General features: G+C 62.2%; 18 protein-coding genes. 6 read left to right on the forward strand and 12 right to left on the reverse strand.

The features are described from left to right. Positions 1-237: 237 nt before the first annotated feature. Positions 238-1,230, forward strand: coding sequence for a P1 family peptidase (locus JET14_RS17785; protein WP_200335257.1), 993 nt, complete (start codon positions 238-240; stop codon positions 1,228-1,230). 9 nt (positions 1,231-1,239) lie between these two features. Here the strand turns inward: JET14_RS17785 and JET14_RS17790 are convergent, their stop codons facing one another. The 5 genes from JET14_RS17790 to JET14_RS17810 form a co-directional block, all read right to left on the reverse strand. After that, positions 1,240-2,637, reverse strand: a complete 1,398-nt coding sequence (locus JET14_RS17790) for an efflux transporter outer membrane subunit (RefSeq protein ID WP_200335258.1) — start codon at positions 2,635-2,637, stop codon at positions 1,240-1,242. Between the two features lie 99 nt (positions 2,638-2,736). Continuing rightward, positions 2,737-5,871 carry an efflux RND transporter permease subunit gene (locus JET14_RS17795; RefSeq protein ID WP_200335259.1) on the reverse strand — a complete coding sequence of 1,045 codons (3,135 nt, stop codon included), beginning with the start codon at positions 5,869-5,871 and terminating at the stop codon, positions 2,737-2,739. Positions 5,872-5,919: 48 nt separating this feature from the next. Further along, entirely contained in the window at positions 5,920-7,074 is a 1,155-nt protein-coding gene (locus JET14_RS17800) for an efflux RND transporter periplasmic adaptor subunit (RefSeq protein ID WP_210342048.1), read from the reverse strand. 253 nt (positions 7,075-7,327) lie between these two features. After that, positions 7,328-7,930 (reverse strand): TetR family transcriptional regulator, encoded by a 603-nt coding sequence (locus JET14_RS17805; protein ID WP_432443046.1) that lies wholly within the window; start codon positions 7,928-7,930, stop codon positions 7,328-7,330. After that, positions 7,930-8,895: a phosphoribosylaminoimidazolesuccinocarboxamide synthase gene (locus JET14_RS17810; protein ID WP_200335262.1), complete on the reverse strand. Its 966-nt coding sequence runs from the start codon at positions 8,893-8,895 to the stop codon at positions 7,930-7,932. Before JET14_RS17810 ends, JET14_RS17805 begins: the two co-directional genes overlap by 1 nt. 151 nt (positions 8,896-9,046) lie before the next feature. Between JET14_RS17810 and JET14_RS17815 the strand changes: the two genes are divergently transcribed. Next, on the forward strand, positions 9,047-9,697 hold the full coding sequence (locus JET14_RS17815) for a LysE family translocator (protein ID WP_200335263.1): 651 nt from the start codon (positions 9,047-9,049) through the stop codon (positions 9,695-9,697). Between the two features lie 320 nt (positions 9,698-10,017). On the opposite strand, the gene rlmN is transcribed toward JET14_RS17815, so the two are convergent. The 4 genes from rlmN to JET14_RS17835 form a co-directional block, all read right to left on the reverse strand. Further along, positions 10,018-11,241 (reverse strand): 23S rRNA (adenine(2503)-C(2))-methyltransferase RlmN, encoded by a 1,224-nt coding sequence (rlmN, locus tag JET14_RS17820; protein WP_200335265.1) that lies wholly within the window; start codon positions 11,239-11,241, stop codon positions 10,018-10,020. Between the two features lie 274 nt (positions 11,242-11,515). Continuing rightward, positions 11,516-12,019 carry an invasion associated locus B family protein gene (locus tag JET14_RS17825; protein ID WP_200335267.1) on the reverse strand — a complete coding sequence of 168 codons (504 nt, stop codon included), beginning with the start codon at positions 12,017-12,019 and terminating at the stop codon, positions 11,516-11,518. Between the two features lie 209 nt (positions 12,020-12,228). Beyond that, the gene (locus JET14_RS17830) at positions 12,229-12,606 is read right to left on the reverse strand and encodes a YkvA family protein (protein WP_200335269.1); all 378 of its coding nucleotides are present in this window, start codon (positions 12,604-12,606) and stop codon (positions 12,229-12,231) included. A 44-nt stretch (positions 12,607-12,650) separates the two neighbouring features. Further along, a complete protein-coding gene (locus JET14_RS17835) occupies positions 12,651-12,956 on the reverse strand; it encodes a 4a-hydroxytetrahydrobiopterin dehydratase (protein WP_200335271.1) in 306 nt (101 codons plus the stop codon). A gap of 56 nt (positions 12,957-13,012) precedes the next feature. On the opposite strand from JET14_RS17835, the gene JET14_RS17840 reads away from it, so the two are divergent. After that, positions 13,013-13,483: a low molecular weight protein-tyrosine-phosphatase gene (locus JET14_RS17840; protein WP_200335273.1), complete on the forward strand. Its 471-nt coding sequence runs from the start codon at positions 13,013-13,015 to the stop codon at positions 13,481-13,483. On the opposite strand, the gene thpR is transcribed toward JET14_RS17840, so the two are convergent. Further along, on the reverse strand, positions 13,435-14,028 hold the full coding sequence (gene thpR / locus JET14_RS17845) for an RNA 2',3'-cyclic phosphodiesterase (protein ID WP_200335275.1): 594 nt from the start codon (positions 14,026-14,028) through the stop codon (positions 13,435-13,437). The two genes, JET14_RS17840 and thpR, sit on opposite strands and share 49 nt — an antisense overlap. 65 nt (positions 14,029-14,093) lie before the next feature. Further along, the gene (locus tag JET14_RS17850) at positions 14,094-14,741 is read right to left on the reverse strand and encodes an arylesterase (RefSeq protein WP_200335277.1); all 648 of its coding nucleotides are present in this window, start codon (positions 14,739-14,741) and stop codon (positions 14,094-14,096) included. A 110-nt stretch (positions 14,742-14,851) separates the two neighbouring features. Between JET14_RS17850 and JET14_RS17855 the strand changes: the two genes are divergently transcribed. Continuing rightward, complete coding sequence (locus tag JET14_RS17855) at positions 14,852-15,547, forward strand: ABC transporter ATP-binding protein (protein ID WP_200335279.1); 696 nt, start codon at positions 14,852-14,854, stop codon at positions 15,545-15,547. Beyond that, positions 15,547-18,096, forward strand: a complete 2,550-nt coding sequence (locus tag JET14_RS17860) for an ABC transporter permease (protein WP_200338151.1) — start codon at positions 15,547-15,549, stop codon at positions 18,094-18,096. The genes JET14_RS17855 and JET14_RS17860 overlap by 1 nt, the downstream gene beginning before the upstream one ends. Before the next feature lie 69 nt (positions 18,097-18,165). Here JET14_RS17860 and JET14_RS17865 read toward each other — a convergent pair whose 3' ends face one another. Then, on the reverse strand, positions 18,166-18,369 hold the full coding sequence (locus JET14_RS17865) for a YqaE/Pmp3 family membrane protein (RefSeq protein ID WP_106312048.1): 204 nt from the start codon (positions 18,367-18,369) through the stop codon (positions 18,166-18,168). A gap of 281 nt (positions 18,370-18,650) precedes the next feature. On the opposite strand from JET14_RS17865, the gene JET14_RS17870 reads away from it, so the two are divergent. Further along, the gene (locus tag JET14_RS17870) at positions 18,651-19,427 is read left to right on the forward strand and encodes a Bax inhibitor-1/YccA family protein (protein ID WP_138750277.1); all 777 of its coding nucleotides are present in this window, start codon (positions 18,651-18,653) and stop codon (positions 19,425-19,427) included. Positions 19,428-19,449 lie beyond the last annotated feature (22 nt).

Raw genomic sequence — 19,449 nt, forward strand, 5'->3', positions numbered from 1 at the left:
CAAAACCCTGAAGTTCAAACACGTCAATCAGCAAAGCTAATCGGCGGAGGTGAGGGCAACATCGTTGGTCGCGAGAGCGACCGTCGACCCCGTCGGTGATGCGCATATAGGGTGAGCCGACCTTCAAAGTCAACACGCATTTTTCAAAAATCTGAAAAAATCCGACTCTTTTCTCGTTCCAGCACCCGATCGCCCCGGTTTGCTGATATCTGTATGGCGACCAACGGGGAAGCAGACATGCGCAATCTCATTACCGACATCGCCGGCATAAGCGTCGGCAACGCCGAGGACCGCAATCTTGCCTCCGGCGTGACGGCCATCGTTTTTGACCGGCCCGTCACCGCTTCGGGACTGTCCCTCGGCGGCGCTCCGGGCAGCCGCGACCAACTGCTGCTCGAACCTGGCCGGACGGTTGCGGCCGTCGATGCCTTCGTTCTGGCCGGCGGTTCCGCGTTCGGCCTCGACGCCGCCGGCGGCGTTCAGTCCGGCCTCAGGGCAGACGGGCGCGGCCTGCCACTCGGCCCCGCCCGCATTCCGATCGTGCCCGGCGCCATCCTTATGGATCTCCTGAACGGCGGCGACAAGAACTGGGGCCTGCACGCGCCCTACCGCGACCTGGGCTATGAAGCCTATCGGGCGGCGAAGACCGGGCCCTTTGCCCTCGGCACGGTTGGCGCCGGAGCAGGCGCAACGACGGTCAACCTCAAGGGGGGACTCGGATCGACGAGCTCTGAGACCACTTCGGGTTTCAGGGTCGGCGCACTTGTCGCCGTCAATGCCATGGGCAGCGTGACCATCGGCAGCGGCCCGCATTTCTGGGCGGCAGCACTTGAAGACGAAGACGAGTTCGGCGGGCTGGGATTGCCGGTTTCAATACCGGATGATGCCTTGCCGATTGCGATAAAGGGCGGGCCGACCACCGCAACGACTCTTGGCGTGGTTGCAACCGATGCCACGCTGACCAAGCAGCAGGCCTACCGCCTGGCGATCATGGCCCATGACGGTTTTGCCCGCGCAATCCATCCTGCGCACCTGCCCTATGACGGCGACACGGTGTTCGCCGCGGCGACCGGCGAGAAACCGGCACCCGATGATTTCGCCTTTGCCGAGATCTGCCATGAGGCGATGCGGACGATGGCCCGGGCCATAGCCCGAGGGGTCTATGAAGCAGAAACGCTCCCGCAAAGGGGAGCGTTGCCAAGCTGGAGAGACAAATTCGAAGCCGGCTGAAGGGCCGGTCTACTGGGCCGCGTAACCGCCGCCGATCGCAACATTGAGGGCGACGAAGTCACCGGCCTGTTGCGCGATCGCGTCGGCAAGGCTGGCTTCGGCATCGGAGACGGCGCGCTGGGCATCGAGCACGTCGAGCAGCGAGGTCGCGCCGTCGCGGTAGCTCGAGGTCGACAGTTCAAGCGCGTCGCGATAGGAGGCGACGGTTGCCCGCAGGGCAGACACGGTCCGCCCGTCGCGGGTGACGACGGCAAGCGCCGTCTCGACCTCCTGTACGGCATTGAGCACCGTCTGCTTCCAGGCGAGATAGGCTTGCCGGGCCTGGGATTCCGCGCTCGAGACATTCGCGCGCAGGGCGCCGCCGTCAAAGATCGGGAGGCTGAGCGTCGGACCGAAGGACCAGGAGGTCTGGCCGGCATTGCCAAGCGAATTGGCGGAAACGCTGGCCTGCAGCGTGCCGCTCAGCGAGATCATCGGATAGAGCTGGGCCTCGGCCACGCCGATCGAAGCCGTCGCCGCAGCGAGGTTCCGCTCGGCTTCGCGAATATCCGGTCTGTTGCGGATCAGGTCGGCCGGGACGCCGGAGGCAAGCCGCGCATGGGTAACCGGGATCGGCTTGACCTTGTTCATCTGGTCAATCAGGGTCGCGGCCGGCAATCCCATCAGCGTCGACAGCGCGTATACCTGCTGACGATAGGCAGCCTCAAGCTGCGGAATGGTGGAAAGCTGCGCGTTCACCAGACCTTCCGACTGCACAACATCGAGCCTCGAAGCCGCTCCGGCATCGAGCTGGAACTGGGTCAGGCGCAGCGTTTCGCGGCGGCTCTTCAGGTTGGAGCGCGCGATCGACAGGCGCTCCTGGTAAAGCCGGGCGTTGATGTAGCTGTCGATAAGGCTGGAAATCAGTGTCAGCTTGGCGACGTCGGCGCTGGCATAGGCGGCGTCGAGTTGAGCCATCGCCGCTTCGCCGGAACGCTGATAGAGGCCGAAAAGGTCGAGAACCCAGGAAATCGGCACCGAACCGCCGAATGTGTTCGAGGTCTTGCGCGCCTGGGCGGAGGCCCCGTCACCGCCCGCCCCGGCGCCGGTGTCATAGGCCTGAAGATTGACCTGCGGGAAGGCGCCGGCCGTCGAGGTGACGACATTGGCCTCGGCCTGCACGATCGCCTCCAGCGCCTGCAGCACCGACAGGTTCTGCGCCATGCCGGCCTCGACATAGGAATTCAGCAGCGGATCGTTGAAGCTCTTCCACCAGGCGACATCGGTAACGTCGCCGACGCTCTGACTGCTGCCTTCGGAGAACTTGTCCGGCAATGCTGTTGCCGGCGCCACATAGTCCGGACCGACGGCACAGCCGGCCAGAAGCAGCAGCAAAAGCGGAACGGGGGTAACGCGGCTCAACACCATGGTCTCAATCCTGTCATCTCGGCAAGCCCGAACCCGGGCCGCCTACCCTTACTGTTTTAGACGCCGGCGCGAGGCCGGCGCAATATCGTTAATTTTCTTTTAAACGATCTGTTGCTCTTCTGCCGATTTGTCTTCCTTCTTGCCGATGCCCATGACGCGGCAAACGGCGACGAAGAAGGACGGCACGAAGAAGATGCCCAAGGTCGTTGCCGCCAGCATGCCGCCGAAGACGGCGATGCCGATGGCGTTCTGTGCGGCTGAGCCCGCGCCGGTCGCCAGCACCAGCGGCGTGACGCCGAGAATGAAGGCGAGCGAGGTCATGATGATCGGTCGCAGACGCATCCGCGCCGCATGGATGGCCGCATCAAACAGCGAGTCGCCCTTCTCGCTCTGCTCCCGAGCGAACTCCACAATCAGGATCGCATTCTTCGCCGCAAGGCCCATCGTCGTCAGCAGACCGACCTTGAAGTAGATGTCGTTGTCCTGACCGTCGAGGTTGGCCGCCACGACCGCGCCGAGAATGCCGACGGGGACCGCCAGAATGACCGAGAACGGAATGCTCCAGCTCTCGTAGAGTGCGGCAAGGCAAAGGAACACGAAGACGATCGAGACGATATAGAGATACGCCGCCTCATTGCCCGAGATCACCTGCTGCAGCGACATATCCGTCCAGGCGACGGTGAAGCCGCCCGGCGCGGATTCGACCAGTGATACGAGCTGGTTCATCGCCTCGCCCGAACTAAAGCCCGGGTTGGTCGAGCCCTGGATATCGACGGCAGTGTTGCCGTTATAGTGCGACAGCGACGGTGCGCCGGTGGTCCAGTCGATATCGGTAAAGGCCGAGAATGGCACCATCTCGCCGCTCGAATTGCGGGCATACCATTTGTAGATATCCTCCGGCTGCATGCGATAGGGCGCATCGCCCTGCACGTAAACCTTCTTCACCTTGTCGTTCAGTGTGAAGTTGTTGATATTCGTGCCGGCATAGATCGTCGAAAGCATGCCGGTCGCCTCCGCGATGCTGACGCCATAGGCGCCGGCGCGCTGCTCGTCGATATCGATGAGCATCTGCGTCTCGTTCGGCAAGGTATCCGTGCGAACCTGCGCGGCGATGCCGCCGCCATTCATCTGCTGGATGATGCGCTGGGTCGTGGCGAGCGTTGCCGCCTGACCCTGGTTGCCGCTGTCGACCACATAGCCGGTCCAGCCGGTCGACTGGCCGAGACCCGGGATTGCCGGCGGCTGGACGACGTAGACCTGAGCATCGCGGACATGCGTGTAGAAGAAGCCATTTGCGCGCTGGGCCACCGACGCGGCCGTCAGCGTTTCCGTGGTGCGGTCCTCGAAGGGCTTCAGTTCGATGAAGCTCATCGCGTAGTTCTGGCCCTGCCCGGCGAAGGAGAAGCCGAGCACGTTGAAGACGGCCTCGACCGCGTCCTTCTCCTCGTTCCGGAAGTAACTCGCAACCTGGTCGCTGACCGCCTGGGTGCGTTCCGTGGTCGCCCCCGTCGGCAGGTTGATGATCACGAAGAGCGACCCCTGGTCCTCATCCGGCAGGAAGGATTCCGGGAGCTGCATGAAGTAGTGATAGACGCCGAAGAGAAGCACGGCGAAGACCGCGAAGACGATCAACGGGATTTTCAGCAGGAAGCCGACAGCGCGCGTATAGCCGTCGGTGACGCTGTTGAAGCCGCGGTTGAACATGCCGGAAAGACCACGATCCTTTTTGGTCGGGTCGACCGGCTTCAGCATGGTCGCGCAGAGCGCCGGCGTGAAGATCATCGCCACAAGCACGGAGAGGATCATCGCGGCAACAATAGAGATCGAGAACTGGCGATAGATGATGCCGGTGGAGCCGCCGATAAAGGCCATCGGAATGAACACGGCCGTCAGCACCATCACGATGCCGATCAGAGCACCGGAGATCTCGCCCATCGATTTCTGGGTCGCCTCCTTCGGCGGAAGCCCGTCCTCGTGCATGATGCGCTCGACGTTCTCCACCACGACGATGGCGTCATCCACCAGAAGCCCGATCGCCAGCACCATGGCAAACATGGTCAGCGTGTTGATCGAGAAGCCGGCAAAGGCGAGCACGCCGAAGGCGCCGAGAAGCACGACCGGCACGACAAGCGTGGCGATCAGCGTCGCCCTCAGATTCTGCAGGAAAACCAGCAGAACAACGAAGACGAGCACGATAGCCTCGAACAGCGTATGCACCACCTGCTCGATCGACAGCTTGACGAAGGGAGTCGTGTCATAAGGATAGATGATGTCGACGCCTTCCGGCAGGGTCGGTTTGATCGAGTTCATGAAATCGATCACGCGCGCGGACGTCTGGACGGCATTGGCGCCGTTGGCGAGTTCGATGGCAAAACCGGCGGCGGGAAGGCCGTTGTAGAACGTGCTGAACTGATAGTAACGCTGGCCGAGTTCGACCCGCCCGACATCGGAGATCGTCACCGTCGCGCCATTTTCGGTGGTGCGCAGGATGATGTTCTCGAATTCGGTAACGTTTTCGAGCTGGCTCGAGGACACCGCCGTGATGCTGAGCTGCTGTCCCTTGACCACGGGATTGTCACCCACATCGCCGACGGCAACCTGCTGGTTCTGCGCCTGGATGGCGTTTGAAACGTCGGAAACCGTAAGATTGTATTGGTTGAGCTTGTAGGGATCGAGCCAGATGCGCATGGCGTAGGGCGTATAGAAGCCCTGCACGCTGCCCACGCCGTCAAGGCGCGAAATCGGGTCGTTGATCGTGCTGTCGATGATGTTGCCGAGATCGGCGGCGGAGTAGTTGCCGCTTTCATCCGTCAGCGCCACGACCATGAGGAAGCTCGACGAGGAGCGGTTGACCGTGATGCCGAGGCTGCGGACGATGTCCGGCAATTGCGGCTGCACCAGTTGCAGCTTGTTCTGCACCTCCACCTGCGCGATTTCAGGATCGATGCTCGGGCCGAAGATGACCGAAATCTGAGACAGGCCGGGGCTGGAGTTCGACGTCAGGTAGAGCATGTCATCGAAGCCGGAAAGCCCGTCCTCGATGACATTCGTCACCGTCGTCTCGACCGTCCTGGCACTCGCGCCCGGGAAGGATGCCTGAAGGGAAATGGTCGTCGGCGCAATCTGCGGATACTGGGAGATCGGCAGCTGCGAGATACCGAGACCGCCGATCAGCATGATCACGATTGCGATCACCCAGGCGAAAACCGGTCTGTTGATGAAGAAATTAGCCATTCAATATTCCTCGAGCGCTTGGGTTCTAGAGCCTGAACACCTTCACGCTCAGCCGTTTCCGCCTGATGACGATGAGCCCGACGCGCCGCCACCCGAGCCGGAACCGGAAGACGATCCCGAGGACGAACCGGAGTCCGAATTCGCATCGACCACAACGCCGTCCTCGTTGATCTTGACCGGCACAGGCGTGACATCGGTGATGCCGCCCACCAGACGCTGGAAGCCATCGACGATCAGGCGGTCGCCGTCCGACACCTTGTCGGTCACCAGCCAGGAGTCGTTGGATACCCGCACATTCTGGAACACGCGCGTCTCGACCTTGTTGTCGTTCGTGACGAACATCGCCGAGACCTTGCCGCCGGCCTCGATCTGGGCCGCAAGCTGCGGAATGAGGTAGCCTTCTTCCTCGGCCACCGTCAGCGTGGCGCGCACGAACATGCCGGGGAGCAGGACGTTGTCGGGATTGTCGAACACGGCGCGCAGATTGACCGTGCCGGTCGATTCGTTCACCGTCCGCTCGGAGACGTCGAGATGACCGGCGACCGAATAGTCGCTGCCGTCGTCGAGCTTGACGACAACCTTGACGCTCGAAAGGTCCTGCTCGCTCTTGAAGTCCGGATACTTCCCGGAAGCGCTCAGCACCTGGGCGGCCGACTCGTACATGTCGACATAGATCGGATCGAGCTGGTTGAGACTGACGAGCGGCGTGGTTGACGACGGCGAAGCAAGGTTGCCGATCGAGATATTGGAGACGCCCAGCACGCCTTTGAACGGCGCGGTGATGTCGGTGTGGCCGAGATTGATCTCGGCCGTCTTCACAGAAGCCTTGGCTGATTCGACATCGGCCAGCGCCTGCTCGTAGGCGGTCCGCGCGTCGGTCAGCTGGATTTCGGTGGCGCCCTGGTTGACGATGCGTTTGTAGCGCTCGTAATTGGCCTCGAGGCCCGGCACGGTGGCATTCGCCTTGTCGAGCGAGGCCTGCGCCAGGGCCAGATTGGCCTCGTAAGTATCCTGCTCGATCTGGTAGAGAAGGTCTCCCTGCTGGACGAAGGCGCCGTCCTTGAAGGCCTTTTCGGTAATGATGCCACTGACTTGCGGCCGGATTTCGGCAGACCGGTAGGCGACCGCGCGCGCCGGAAGCGTCGTGGTGATCGGCACGGACTGCTTTTCAAGCGTGATCACGCCCACCTGGGGCGGCGGCATCTGCATGCCGCCCTGTTGTTGCTTACCGTCATCACTGCAAGCGCTAAGCGCCATTGCAAGAACACTAAGAGCGGCAATTGGAAGCTTGCGCGACAGCATGGGCACCTATCCAGAATAGAAAATCAATCAATGGCCACTTTCTTAACACAATCCTAACAGCGCAGAAACTCAATATCTCGCGTGTCAGCGATTGCGGCAAAAGTTCGCCACAAGGCACAAAACGAATCTCCTTGGTGACGTATCGTAGATAACGTCACTTTACAACGCGGTTTTTCAATCCGCCGTCGACAAGGGCGACGATCAGCTGCGTTTTGTCAGCCAGTGTTGCGGGATCGGCACATGAAATCATGCGCGGATTGAGGACGCAGCCCAGCATGTCGACGATCGCGGCGGCATCGAGCGCGGGATCGCCCGGACCGTAGATCCCCTCCTCCATGCCTTCGGCGATCAGCGAGCACAGTTTCTCCTCGACGAGCCGGCGATAGATGCGGCCGCCCTTGGCCGGATCTTCCAGCACCAGCGGGATCATCTCGAACAGGTACTGGTTCTCGCGCTTGTCGCGCACATGTTCGCGCGAAAGCCGCGACAGGAAGGTTGTCAGCCGCCGGTCCGGCGGGTCCGAAAGGTCCTCGATCGAGCAGCGTTCGGCAAGGCGGCGGGCATGACGATAGGCAATGGCCCGCCCCAGCGTCAGCTTGCTGCGGAAATGCTTGAAGACGTTGGCCGGCGACATGCCGAGCTCGCCCGCGATATCGGCGATCGAAACCGCACTGTAACCGCGCGCGCGAAACAGGCGTTCGGCCGTTTCGAGGATGGCCTCGCGTGTTTCTTCTGCCGATCGCCGCGGTCTGCGCATCACCCCTCTCCCCAGTCGGCCTCCGGATAATAGGCAGCGAGGTTGGCGCGCACCCGGTCCTTCACGCTTGCGCCGCTCTCATCCGGCACGAACGGCGTTCCCGTGATCATTTCGAAGGCCCGGGCGTAGACGCCGGACGCCGCCTCGATCACATCGCGCGGGATCTCGGGGATCGGGTCCGAATAGGGATCGCAGCGCTCTACCACCCAGGAGCGGATGAAATCCTTGTCGAAGCTTTCCGGCCGTTCGCCGTCAGCAAAGCGCGCCTGATAGCTGTCGGCCATCCAGTAGCGGCTCGAATCGGGCGTATGGATCTCGTCGGCGAGCAGAAGATTGCCCTCGGCATCGATACCAAACTCGTATTTCGTGTCGGCAAGGATCAGACCCTGGCGCGCAGCCATTTCCTGGCCGCGGGCAAAAAGCGCAAGCGCCTTTTCGGAAACTTCCTCCCAGCGCGCCTTGGTCAGGAGGCCGCGTTCGATGATCTCGTCAGCCGTCAGCGGTTCGTCGTGACCGCCGTCGAAGGCCTTGCTTGTCGGCGTGATGATCGGGTCCGGCAGGACCTGATTGTCGCGCATCCCGTCCGGAAAGTCGAAGCCATAGAGCCTGCGCTCGCCGCGCTTGTAGCGGGTCAGCACGGAGGTGTCGGTGGTGCCTGCAAGATAACCGCGCACGATGATCTCGACCGGCAGGATATCAAGCCTCTTGCCGACGACGACGTTCGGGTCCGGATAGGCGACGACATGATTGTCAGCGATATCGGCGGTCGCGTCGAACCAGAAACGCGCGATCTGCGTCAGGATAGCGCCCTTGTGCGGAATGGAGGCCAGGACCCGGTCGAAGGCGCTGATTCGGTCGGTGGTGATGATGATCCGGCGCCCGTCCGGCAGGTCGTAGTTCTCCCTCACCTTGCCGCGGTAATAATTCGGCAGTTCCGGGAAAAAGGCTTCATCGAGAATGCGCAAGAAAATCGTCCTTCAGTCCTGTCGGCGGCCCCTGGGCCTCACTGCGGATTGTTGCCAAACCGCTTCGCTCTCATTACAGATTGTTAACCTTATCGGCAATCATCTTGAACGGTGAACGCGCGGCCGGCGTTCCAGGTTTCGACGGTTTCTCATGGATTTCATACCCTCGCTCCCCGTGCTTCTCGCCTTTTCGGCGGCAACCCTGCTTCTGGCGCTGACCCCCGGCCCCGACATGACGCTATCGATCAACAAGGCGCTGAAGGAGGGTCGGGCCGCGGGTCTTGCCGTGCTGATCGGCACCAATCTCGGCCTTTGCGTCCACACGATGCTGGTCGCCTTCGGCGTTTCCGCCCTGATCGTCGCCTCGCCGACGGCCTTCATGATCCTGAAGACAGGGGGCGCTGCCTATCTGTTCTGGATCGCGGCGATGGCGATCCGCAAGGGCAGCAATTTCGTGCTGGAGGCGGAAGCGAGAACGGAGCGCAGGCGCGGTCGCGTGAGGGCGGCAATCGCAAGCGGATTCTGGGTCAATCTCTTGAACCCGAAAGTCATCATCTTTTTCATGACATTCCTGCCGCAGTTTGTGGAAGCCGGAGATCCGCACGTCACCGGAAAGCTGATCTTCCTCGGCTTCACCTTCATCGCCGTGGCGCTTCTGCCGACGGTCGCCATCGTCGTCGCCGCCGACCGTCTATCCGGCTGGCTGATGGCCCACAAACGCGTGCTGCGCGCCATCGACTACCTGTTCGCCGGCGTGTTTTCGCTGTTTGCGGTGAAAATATTGCTGACGCAGGCGCGGTGAGAGAAGCTCGAAAGCCATGAAGGCACAAGAATTTGGCAGGCGGTTTGAGGCAGGCGAAGACTTGAGCGACGCTATCGACTGGTCGCGGGCTCGTAGGACAAACGCGCGGCCCGATTACGACGGTGCCTCACCGCATAGCCCCCAAAAACTCTCGCCCCGGAGGGGAGAGATGTCGCGAAAGCGACAGTGAGGGGGGAGTCTAACCCCGCAAACGCCGTCACGATTTGAGATGCCGCGCCACCCTCACTGCCCCTGTCGGGGCATCTCTCCCGCCAGCGGGAGAGAGTATTGGGAGCAAGCGGCAATCGCAGCGCCTCTCCTCAATCCCCGTGATTGGCGATCATCATCGCCTCGTAGGCCAGGCGCTCGGTCTTGCGCATGCGTTCCGATTCCGACTTGAGCTGTCCGCAGGCCGCGAGAATGTCGCGGCCGCGCGGGGTGCGGATCGGCGAGGCATAGCCGGCCTGGTTGATGAAATCGGCGAAACGCTCGATCGTCTCCCAATCGGAACACTGGTAGTTCGACCCCGGCCAGGGGTTGAACGGGATCAGATTGATCTTCGCGGGAATGCCCTTCAGGAGCTTCACCAGATCGCGCGCATCCTCCAGACTGTCATTGACGTCCTTCAGCATCACATATTCGAAGGTGATCCGGCGCGCATTGGAAAGGCCGGGATACTCCCGGCAGGCCTTGATCAATTGCTCCAGCGGATACTTTTTGTTGATCGGCACCAGAATGTTGCGCAGGTCATCGCGCACCGCATGCAGCGAGATCGCCAGCATGCAGCCGATCTCATCGCCCGTGCGGTAGATCTCAGGCACCACGCCGGAGGTCGACAGCGTGATCCGGCGCTTCGACAGCGACAGCCCGTCCTCGGCGGAGGCGATCAGCAGCGCCTTCTTCACGGCCTCGAAATTGTAGAGCGGCTCGCCCATGCCCATCATCACGATATTGGTGACCTTGCGGTCGGATTCGGGAATGAAGGCGCCGTTCGGCGCATCGCGGTTCGGGAAATCGCCGAGCGCGTCACGCGCAACGAGAAGCTGCGCGAGAATTTCCTCCGGCCGCAGATTGCGCACCAGACGCTGCGTGCCTGTGTGACAGAAGGAACAGGTGAGCGTGCAGCCGACCTGGCTCGAAATGCACAGCGTGCCGCGATCTTCTTCCGGGATATAGACCGTCTCGATTTCCACCGGGCGTCCGGCGCCGTGGGCGGGAAAGCGCATCAGCCATTTGCGGGTGCCGTCGGTCGATATCTGTTCCGTGACGATCTCCGGCCGTGCGATGTCGAAGGTCTCCGCCAGCTTCGCCCGCAGGTCCTTCGCCATATTGGTCATCTCGGAAAAATCGGAGACGCCGCGCACATAGAGCCAGTTCCAGACCTGGTTGACGCGCATGCGGATCTGCTTGTCCGGCACGCCGATCGAAGACAGCGCTTCGGCCAGTTCCGGCTTGGAAAGACCGATCAGCGTGTTCCCGGCAGCCGATTTCGGCCGCGGTTTGGCGCGCTCGGCTTCGATATCGATGGTTTCGACAGCGGACATTCTCGGGCTCCCGTAAAAACGCCGATCGCGGGTAATCCACGCTTCTGCGCCGGGCTTTCATCCCGACGGTGCGCGACCCGCAAAAGAGTAAAGAAGTTTGCTTTCAGCTCCATCAGGCGCCGCACAACAAAGGCGCGCCTGAGCAATTGCGGCGAGCCTATAGCATGTCTGTTTCCGGCCGTCATCCCCTGTGCCGCATGGCTCACCCGCGCAGACGGCAAGGCCGGGCGCGAAAAACCCGGCCTGGGCCGGGTTTGTTTGGGAAGCGCTGTGTCTATTTGCAGGCGCTGATCTTGTCGAGCGCCGCGGTAATGCCGATCAGCGAATAGGTATGCGTGGTGTTGGTGCCGCGCGCGGAGGTGGCCTTCACCTCCATCGTCCGGCCGGCCTTCATGGCCGCCACCAGCGCCGGCTCCTGCGCCGCGTTCTCCAGCCAGCCGCCCTGGCCCTTGTGGTACATCGGGAAGCTCTTGCCATCGACGATGACGTCGATGGTCGAACCTTCGCGCAGATTGTAGCCCATCATGGCCTGAGGCTCGAGCGTGACGTTCTGACCCGGATATTTGGTAACGACGAAGAAATTGTCGCCGTGGTCGACATTGGCCGGCTCCTTCTTGGCCGGCACCGAAAGGACATAGCAGACCTTGCCGGCATCGGAATTGTAGGAATAGGCGACCCAGGCGTCGAATTTCTGGATCGGTGTCGGCGTCTGCGCGGAAGCGATCGAGGCGCCGGTGAACAGAATGACCAGTACGAGGACGATTCTTTTTGCAAACATATGATCCTGCCGATTTTCTCTGCTGCCGCCGGCCCCTGCCCTGTCAAAAAGCGGCAAGGCCGATACGTTTCGAATTCGTTCAATTCAATACGCATTCGAGGTTACCAAAACCTCAACATGACGTGGATTTTAGCGAAGGCCGGAAGCCTGGATGATGGTGCAAAGACACATGCCGCCAATCAGGGCAAGATTGCGGCATGAACTGAAACTTAGTCGGTATCCAGCGTCGTCAGCGCCCGGTCTGCACGGTCATAATGCTCTATTCTCATATTTCTGCGGATCATCGTCAACGCCGTGGTCAGCACGGCCAGATCGTCGGTAAAGCCGACGAACAGGAAGATGTCCGGAATAAGATCGGCCGGCATGATGAAATAGGCCAGCGCCGAATAGAGCACCACGCGGGCGCCAAGCGGCGTGTCGCGGTCGGTCGCGCAGTAATAGGCAGCCACGGCATCGCGGGCAAAGGGAATATGAGCGGCCGTCCTGCGCAGTTTCGCCCAGAACCCCTCCCGCACCGTCCTTTCGTTTTCGGCCCTGGTCTCCTCGTCGCCGGGTTCGAGGATGTCTCCATACTTGATGTCACTCATGAAAGGCTCCTTCGCACCGGAATATAGGACGGCGCGGCCCCGGTTCAAACGCCGAAACGGCTTGCCGCCCTGTCCATGATGCCGGCCATCTCGATGTCGCGGGCGCTGATGCCGCCGGAGGAATGCGTGGTCAGCGAAACGCCGACGCGGTTATAGACATTGCTCCATTCGGGATGGTGATCAAGGCGCTCTGCGGCGAGCGCGCATTCGCTCATGAAGGCAAAGGCCTCGCGAAAATCGGTAAACTTGAAATCACGGGAGATCGCGGTGTCGTCCTCGCTGATCGCCCAGTTCCCGCACGATTGCATGGCCGTCCGCAGCGCTTCAGGTTCCAGTCGCGCATCATTCATGTCATTGTCTCCCCGATCATCGAAATTCCGATCCTCCAGACAATTGCGTAAACATCATGGCACAACCTGAAAAACGCTCCATTCTCTTCGTTTGCAGCGGCAATATCTGTCGTTCACCGCTCGCCGAGGGCGTGTTCACGCATCTTGCCGCACAGGCCGGACGCAGCGACGAATTCAGCGCCGATTCCGCCGGCATCGGCAACTGGCACGAAGGCGAGCTCCCCGACCCGCGGTCGCGCGCGACGGCCAGGCGCTACGGCTTCGACATCTCCGGCCAGCGCGCGCGGCAGATCAGACCTGTCGACTTCAGCCGGTTCTCGATCATTCTCGGCATGGACAGCGGCAATATGGCCGCGCTGAAACGGCTTGCCGGCACCAGCGCCGCTGCCGAAGTCGCGCTGTTTTCGGAATATACACTCGGCGAGCGCCGGGACGTGCCGGATCCCTATTACGGCGGCGATGACGGGTTTGAGACCGTCTACCACATGCTTTTGGCGGGCTGCCAGTCGCTCATGTCGAAGCTGTAGGCCTCGCTCGGATCATAAAGATCGAAGGCCTCTTCCACCTGGTAGGGTCCGCCGCCGACGGAATCGCGCGACGACATCAGCACAAAGCGCGGCACCGTAAAGGGCAAGGTCTGGAAATTGCCGCGGGCGGAAAGATATTCCACCACGTCCTGCACCTTCGATCCGCGAAGCCGCGCCAGCGTCACGTGCGGCGTGAACTTGCGCGGATCGGCCTTCAGCCCCAACCGCTGACAAATCCGGTCGATCTCGCCCTGCAACGCGAAAAGCTCCGGCGCCGGCGAAACGCCGGCCCAGATCGCGTGCGGCTTCTTGTTGCCGAAGGCACCGGTTCCGGTGAGGCTCAATTGAAAGGAGGGTCGCTCGATCCGGTCGAGCCAATGGACCACCTCGTCGGCGGTGCGAAAATCGACATCGCCGATGAACCGCAGGGTGATGTGGTAATTTTCCACATCGATCCAGCGGGCCCCGGGCAGGCCGCCGCGCAACAGCGAAAGACTTAACGCCTGTTCGCGCGGGATTTCGAGGGCGGTGAAAATTCTCGGCATGGCGAGCTCCCCGAATCTGCTAGTGACCCCTCCAGCGAATCATCTAAGCCATGTTGACGCAAGCGTTAATTTGTTTGTCCCCCGATAGTGTCGATGAAGGCTGTTACGGCGGGAAGCGTGTTTTCGACCATTACCGCGACGCCGTCGGCATTGGGATGCATGCCGTCGGAAAGCTGCAGCGCCGCATTGGCGGCGACGCCATCGAGAAAGAACGGATAGAGCGGAACGCCGTATTGTTCGGCAAGCGCTTCGTAGATCGGATTGAAGGCGTCCGCATAGTCCGCGCCCATATTTGGCGGCGCCATCATCCCCATCAGCATCACAGGAATATCGCGATCCTGGAGGCTCTCGATGATGGCGGCGAGGTTCTCCTTCGCCTTTTGCGGCGCGACGCCGCGCAGCGCGTCATTGGCGCCGAGTTCGAGGATCACCCCGTCCGTGCCGTCGGGCACCGACCAGTTGACCCGCGCCAGGCCGCCGCTCGTCGTATCGCCGGAAACGCCGGCATTGGCGACGGCGACCTGATAGCCGGCCTCGGTCAAGGCCGCTTCAAGCTGTGCCGGATAATCTTCAGCGGGGCCAAGCTCGTAGCCGGCGACCAGGCTATCACCCAACACCACGAGATTGACCGGTTCACGCGCTTTTGATGGCAAGGCAGCCACAAGCGCCGCCAGAAACGCAAAAACAATCGGCACCGTCGCTTTCAATCGCATCATCTCGCTCCTAAATCCTTTTCATACCCGTTTGCCGGTCCATCCGGCGTCAGGGTCCGTATTGTCTATATGTGTTTGACCCGCCCGAAATTTCAAAGCAGGACTGTTCCTTGTCTGAAAATCTGATCACGCTCGACAATGCCCACCTCACCCTCGGCAAGGGTTCGGCCGCCGTCCACGTGCTGAAGGGTATGTCCGTTGACATTGGCCGCGGCGAATCCGTCGGCATTCTCGGTCCGTCGGGTTCGGGCAAATCGACGCTGCTGATGGTGATAGCGGGGCTCGAACGGCTCGACAGCGGCGAGATCACGATAGACGGTACGGCGCTTTCCGCCCTTTCGGAAGATGCGCTGGCAGCCTTTCGCGGCGAAAATATCGGCATCGTCTTCCAGTCCTTCCACCTGATCGCCAACATGACGGCGCTCGAAAACACCGCCATTCCGCTGGAGCTTGCCGGCCGCGCCGATGCCTTTGAGCGCGCCCGCGCGGCACTTGAGAGCGTCGGCCTCGGCCACCGGATGACGCATTATCCGGGCCAGCTTTCCGGCGGCGAACAGCAGCGCGTGGCAATCGCCCGCGCGCTCGCCCCCGAACCATCCGTGCTGATCGCCGACGAGCCGACCGGCAATCTCGACGGCGACACCGGCGCACAGATCGCCGACCTTCTGTTCGACCGCCAGCGCGACAGCGGCACGACGCTGGTGCTCGTCACCCACGACCCCGCACTTGCCGCGCGCTGCGACCGGCAGGTCCAGGTCCGCTCCGGCGAGATCGTCGGCCATGAGCGCGCCGGGGTCGCCGAGTGATGCAGGCAAACCGGATAAACCTTTCGCTCGCCATGAAATTTGCGCTGCGCGAAATGCGCGGCGGGCTTTCCGGCTTCTACATCTTCCTCGCCTGCATCGCACTGGGCGTTGCCGCGATCGCCGCCGTCAATTCGGTCTCCGACGCCGTCAATGCAGGCATTGCCGAACGCGGCCGCGAGATCCTTGCCGCCGATATCCGCTTCGAGCGCGACAACGAGGCTTTGGCGGGCGACGAACTCGCCTATGTCGAAGACCTCGGCACGATGTCGCAGTCGGTGACGATGCGCTCGATGACGCGGCTCCCCGACGGTTCCGACCAGTCTCTGGCGGAAGTGAAGGCCGTCGACGGTCTTTATCCGCTCTATGGCAGCGTGATTTCCGATCCTGCGATGCCGCTTGAAGATGCGCTGTCGGAAAGCGGGGACGGCCGCTTCGGCGTGCTCGTCGCGCCGCTTCTCGCCGACCGGCTCGGCCTTGCCGCCGGCGACACGCTGCTCCTCGGCAATGCCGAGCTCCGGGTCTCCGGCACGCTCGAACAGGAGCCGGATTCGCTTTCGGAAGGCTTTGCCTTCGCGCCGCGCATCCTGATTTCGCGCGACGCGCTCGAAGCCTCCGGCCTCGTCCAGCTTGGCAGCCTTGCCGAATATGCCTACCGCGTCCGCCTGCCGGCCTCCTCACCGGATCCGAACGCGGTCAAGACAGCCGCCGAGGAGGCCCTCCCCGATGCCGGCTGGTCGGTACGCGTCAGCGACCGCGCTGCGCCGTCCTTGAGCGAGAATGTCGATCGCCTCTCGGAATTCCTGACGCTTGTCGGGCTTGCGACGCTGATTACCGGCGGCGTCGGCATCGCCAATGCGGTCAGCGCCTATCTGGAGAGCCGCAGGCGCGCGATTGCCGCCTTCAAATGCCTCGGCGCGCCGGCCAATATGGTGGTCGCGATCTATTTCCTGCAGATCATGCTGGTGGCGATGATCGGCATCGCGGCGGGCCTCGTCTTCGGCACGGTGATCCCGCTGATCGCGCTGCCGCTCCTCTCCTCCCTGCTGGAGATCGCGATTCCCGCAGGCGTGTTCCCGCTGGCGCTCCTTATCGCCGCCCTGTTTGGCCTTCTGACCGCGATCGCCTTCGCCATCCTGCCGCTGGCCGCCGCCCGCAACGTGCCGGCAACCGCGCTTCTGCGCGAACACGGCTTTGACGAGGGCGGACGGCCGGCATGGCCTTTCGTGGCCGCCGCGGCGATAACGCTTGCCGCGCTGGCGGCGCTCGCCATCTTCACGGCGGACGAGCGTTTCGTTGCAAGCGTGTTTCTCGCCTCCGTCGCGGGCGCCTTCCTGGTGCTGCGGCTGGTCGCGATTGCCATCAAATGGCTCGCACGCCGTGCGCCGCATCCGCGCGCGCCTTCGTTGCGCCTTGCCATCGGCAATATCCATCGCCCCGGCGCGCTCACCGGCTCGGTCGTGCTGTCGCTCGGCCTCGGACTGACGCTGCTGGTGGCGCTGGCGCTGATCGACGGCAATCTCAACCGCGAACTCTCCCGCACGCTTCCCGAACGCGCTCCCGATTTCTTCTTCGTCGATATTCAGGGCAACGAGGTCGACGGGTTCCGCGATCTGATCGCCGAGGAAGCGCCCGAGGGCGAGCTTTCCCTTGTGCCGATGCTGCGCGGGCGGATCATGGCGCTGAACGACACAAGGGCTTCGGAGTGGGAGGCTCCGCCTGAAGCGCGTTGGGTGCTGCGCGGCGACCGCGGCATCACCTATGACGCGGACCTGCCGGAAAATTCGACGCTTGCCGAAGGCGAATGGTGGCCGGAGGACTATAGCGGCGAGCCGCTCGTCTCCTTTGCCGCCGAAGAGGGCCAGGAACTTGGCCTGAAGCTCGGCGACACCGTGACCGTCAGCGTGCTCGGACGCGAGATCACCGCGCGGATCGCAAGCTTCCGCTCGGTCGAGTGGGAATCGCTGTCGATCAATTTCGTCATGGTGTTTTCGCCCAACACCTTTGCCGGCGCGCCGCATGCCTGGCTGGCGACGCTGACCAATCCGGACGGCAGTACGGAGAAGAACGCCGAAATCCTCGGCGCCGTGACCCGGACCTTCCCGACCGTCACGACGATCGAGGTCCGGGCAGCACTTGAGATCGCCGGCGAGCTCGTCGGCCAGCTTGCCACCGCCATCAGGGCGGCGGCCGCGATTGCGCTGATCGCCTCGGTCATGGTGCTCGCCGGCGCGCTTGCGGCCGGAAACCGACGGCGCGGCCATGACGCGGTGATCATGAAGACGCTCGGCGCCACACGCCCGGCGCTGATCCGGGCCTTTGTCTATGAATATCTGATCCTCGGCGCGATGACCGGCCTCTTCGCCCTAGTCGCGGGATCGGCGGCGGCCTGGTATGCGCTGACCCAGATCATGATGCTGCCCTTCGCGCTGCTGCCCTCTGTCGCGCTCGCGACCGTCTGCGGCGCGATCCTCGTCACCGTCGCCATCGGGCTTTTCGGCACATGGCACCTTCTGGGCCAGAAGCCTGCGCTCTATTTGCGCGAGCTTTGACCCAACGCACAACCGGACGGCAGGTCGCCCCTGCCGGCTGGCTGAATGCTTCTGCGATCGACTGCGCGACTATCTGTCGCGACGCAGCGTTTCCATCAGTTCCTCGTTGCGGCGGTCGGCGAAATAGTTCTGCACCGCGAAAAGCGCCCAGAGTGCGGCGACCGGCCAGCCAATCAGCGTAAGCTGCAGGATCAGGCAGATGATGCCGGAGATCGGCTTGCCGATGGTGAAGAAGGAAAGCCAGGGCAGAATGACGGCGATGAAATAGCGCATGGGAGATATCCTCTCTTTCAGACTGTCCCGCGTTTCAAAGCCGGACGATTTCCTGCTAGATGGGGCGGTCCTTGTCCGTTTTTCAGGTCTGGCGGAACGTTTCTTACGAAAATTTGAGAAAGCGCCGTCGCTTTTCATTCCTGAATGCCTTGTATCCCATTGCCGTTCCTATCATATTGTTGTCAGGCTTGCTGGAGCCCCCCAGCGGCGCCTGGGATAGTGCATTTTTGCCGCATTTTCCCGACACCGTGATCAACGAGGGGCTTTTTAAGAGGAAATTGATGGCTGATCTTCGTAACTATCAGAACCGCGCGCAGGCGGGAGCGCACGCGAGTGCTGAAATCGATCAGGGTCTGCGCGCCTACATGCTGCGCATCTACAATCTCATGGCGCTTGGTCTGGTGATCACCGGCGTGATGGCTTTCGGCCTGAGCTCGCTCGCCACCACCACGGATCAGGCTGCCGCCGTTGCGCAGTTGCCCAACGGCATCCTGCTGACGAGCGTCGGCGCCGCCGTCTACGGCTCGCCGCTGAAGTGGCTGGTCATGTTCGCGCCGCTGATCGCGTTCTTCTTCCTGGCCTTCAGGGTCAACAAGATGAGCGTCAGCGCCGCGCAGACCTCGTTCTGGGTCTATGCCGCGCTCACCGGCCTGTCGCTGTCGTCGATCTTCATCATGTACACGACGGCCAGCATCGTGCAGACCTTCTTCATCACCGCGGCCTCGTTCGGCGCGCTGTCGCTTTACGGCTACACCACCAAGCGTGATCTGTCGGCCATGGGCTCCTTCATGGTGATCGGCCTGTTCGGCATCCTGATCGCCATGGTGGTCAACATCTTCCTGCAGTCGAGCGCGCTGTCCTTCGCCGTTTCGGTGATCGGCGTTCTGGTCTTTGCCGGCCTGACCGCCTGGGACACGCAGAAGCTCAAGGAAATGTACTATGAAGGCGACGGTCATGAAGTCGCGGGCCGCAAGGCTGTCATGGGCGCCCTGACGCTCTACCTCGACTTCATCAACATGTTCCTGTTCCTCCTGCGCCTGATGGGCAACCGGAACTGATCGAACAGAAAACGATCCAATC

Origin of the sequence: Martelella lutilitoris, from assembly GCF_016598595.1 — a bacterium.
GTDB lineage: Bacteria > Pseudomonadota > Alphaproteobacteria > Rhizobiales > Rhizobiaceae > Martelella > Martelella lutilitoris_A.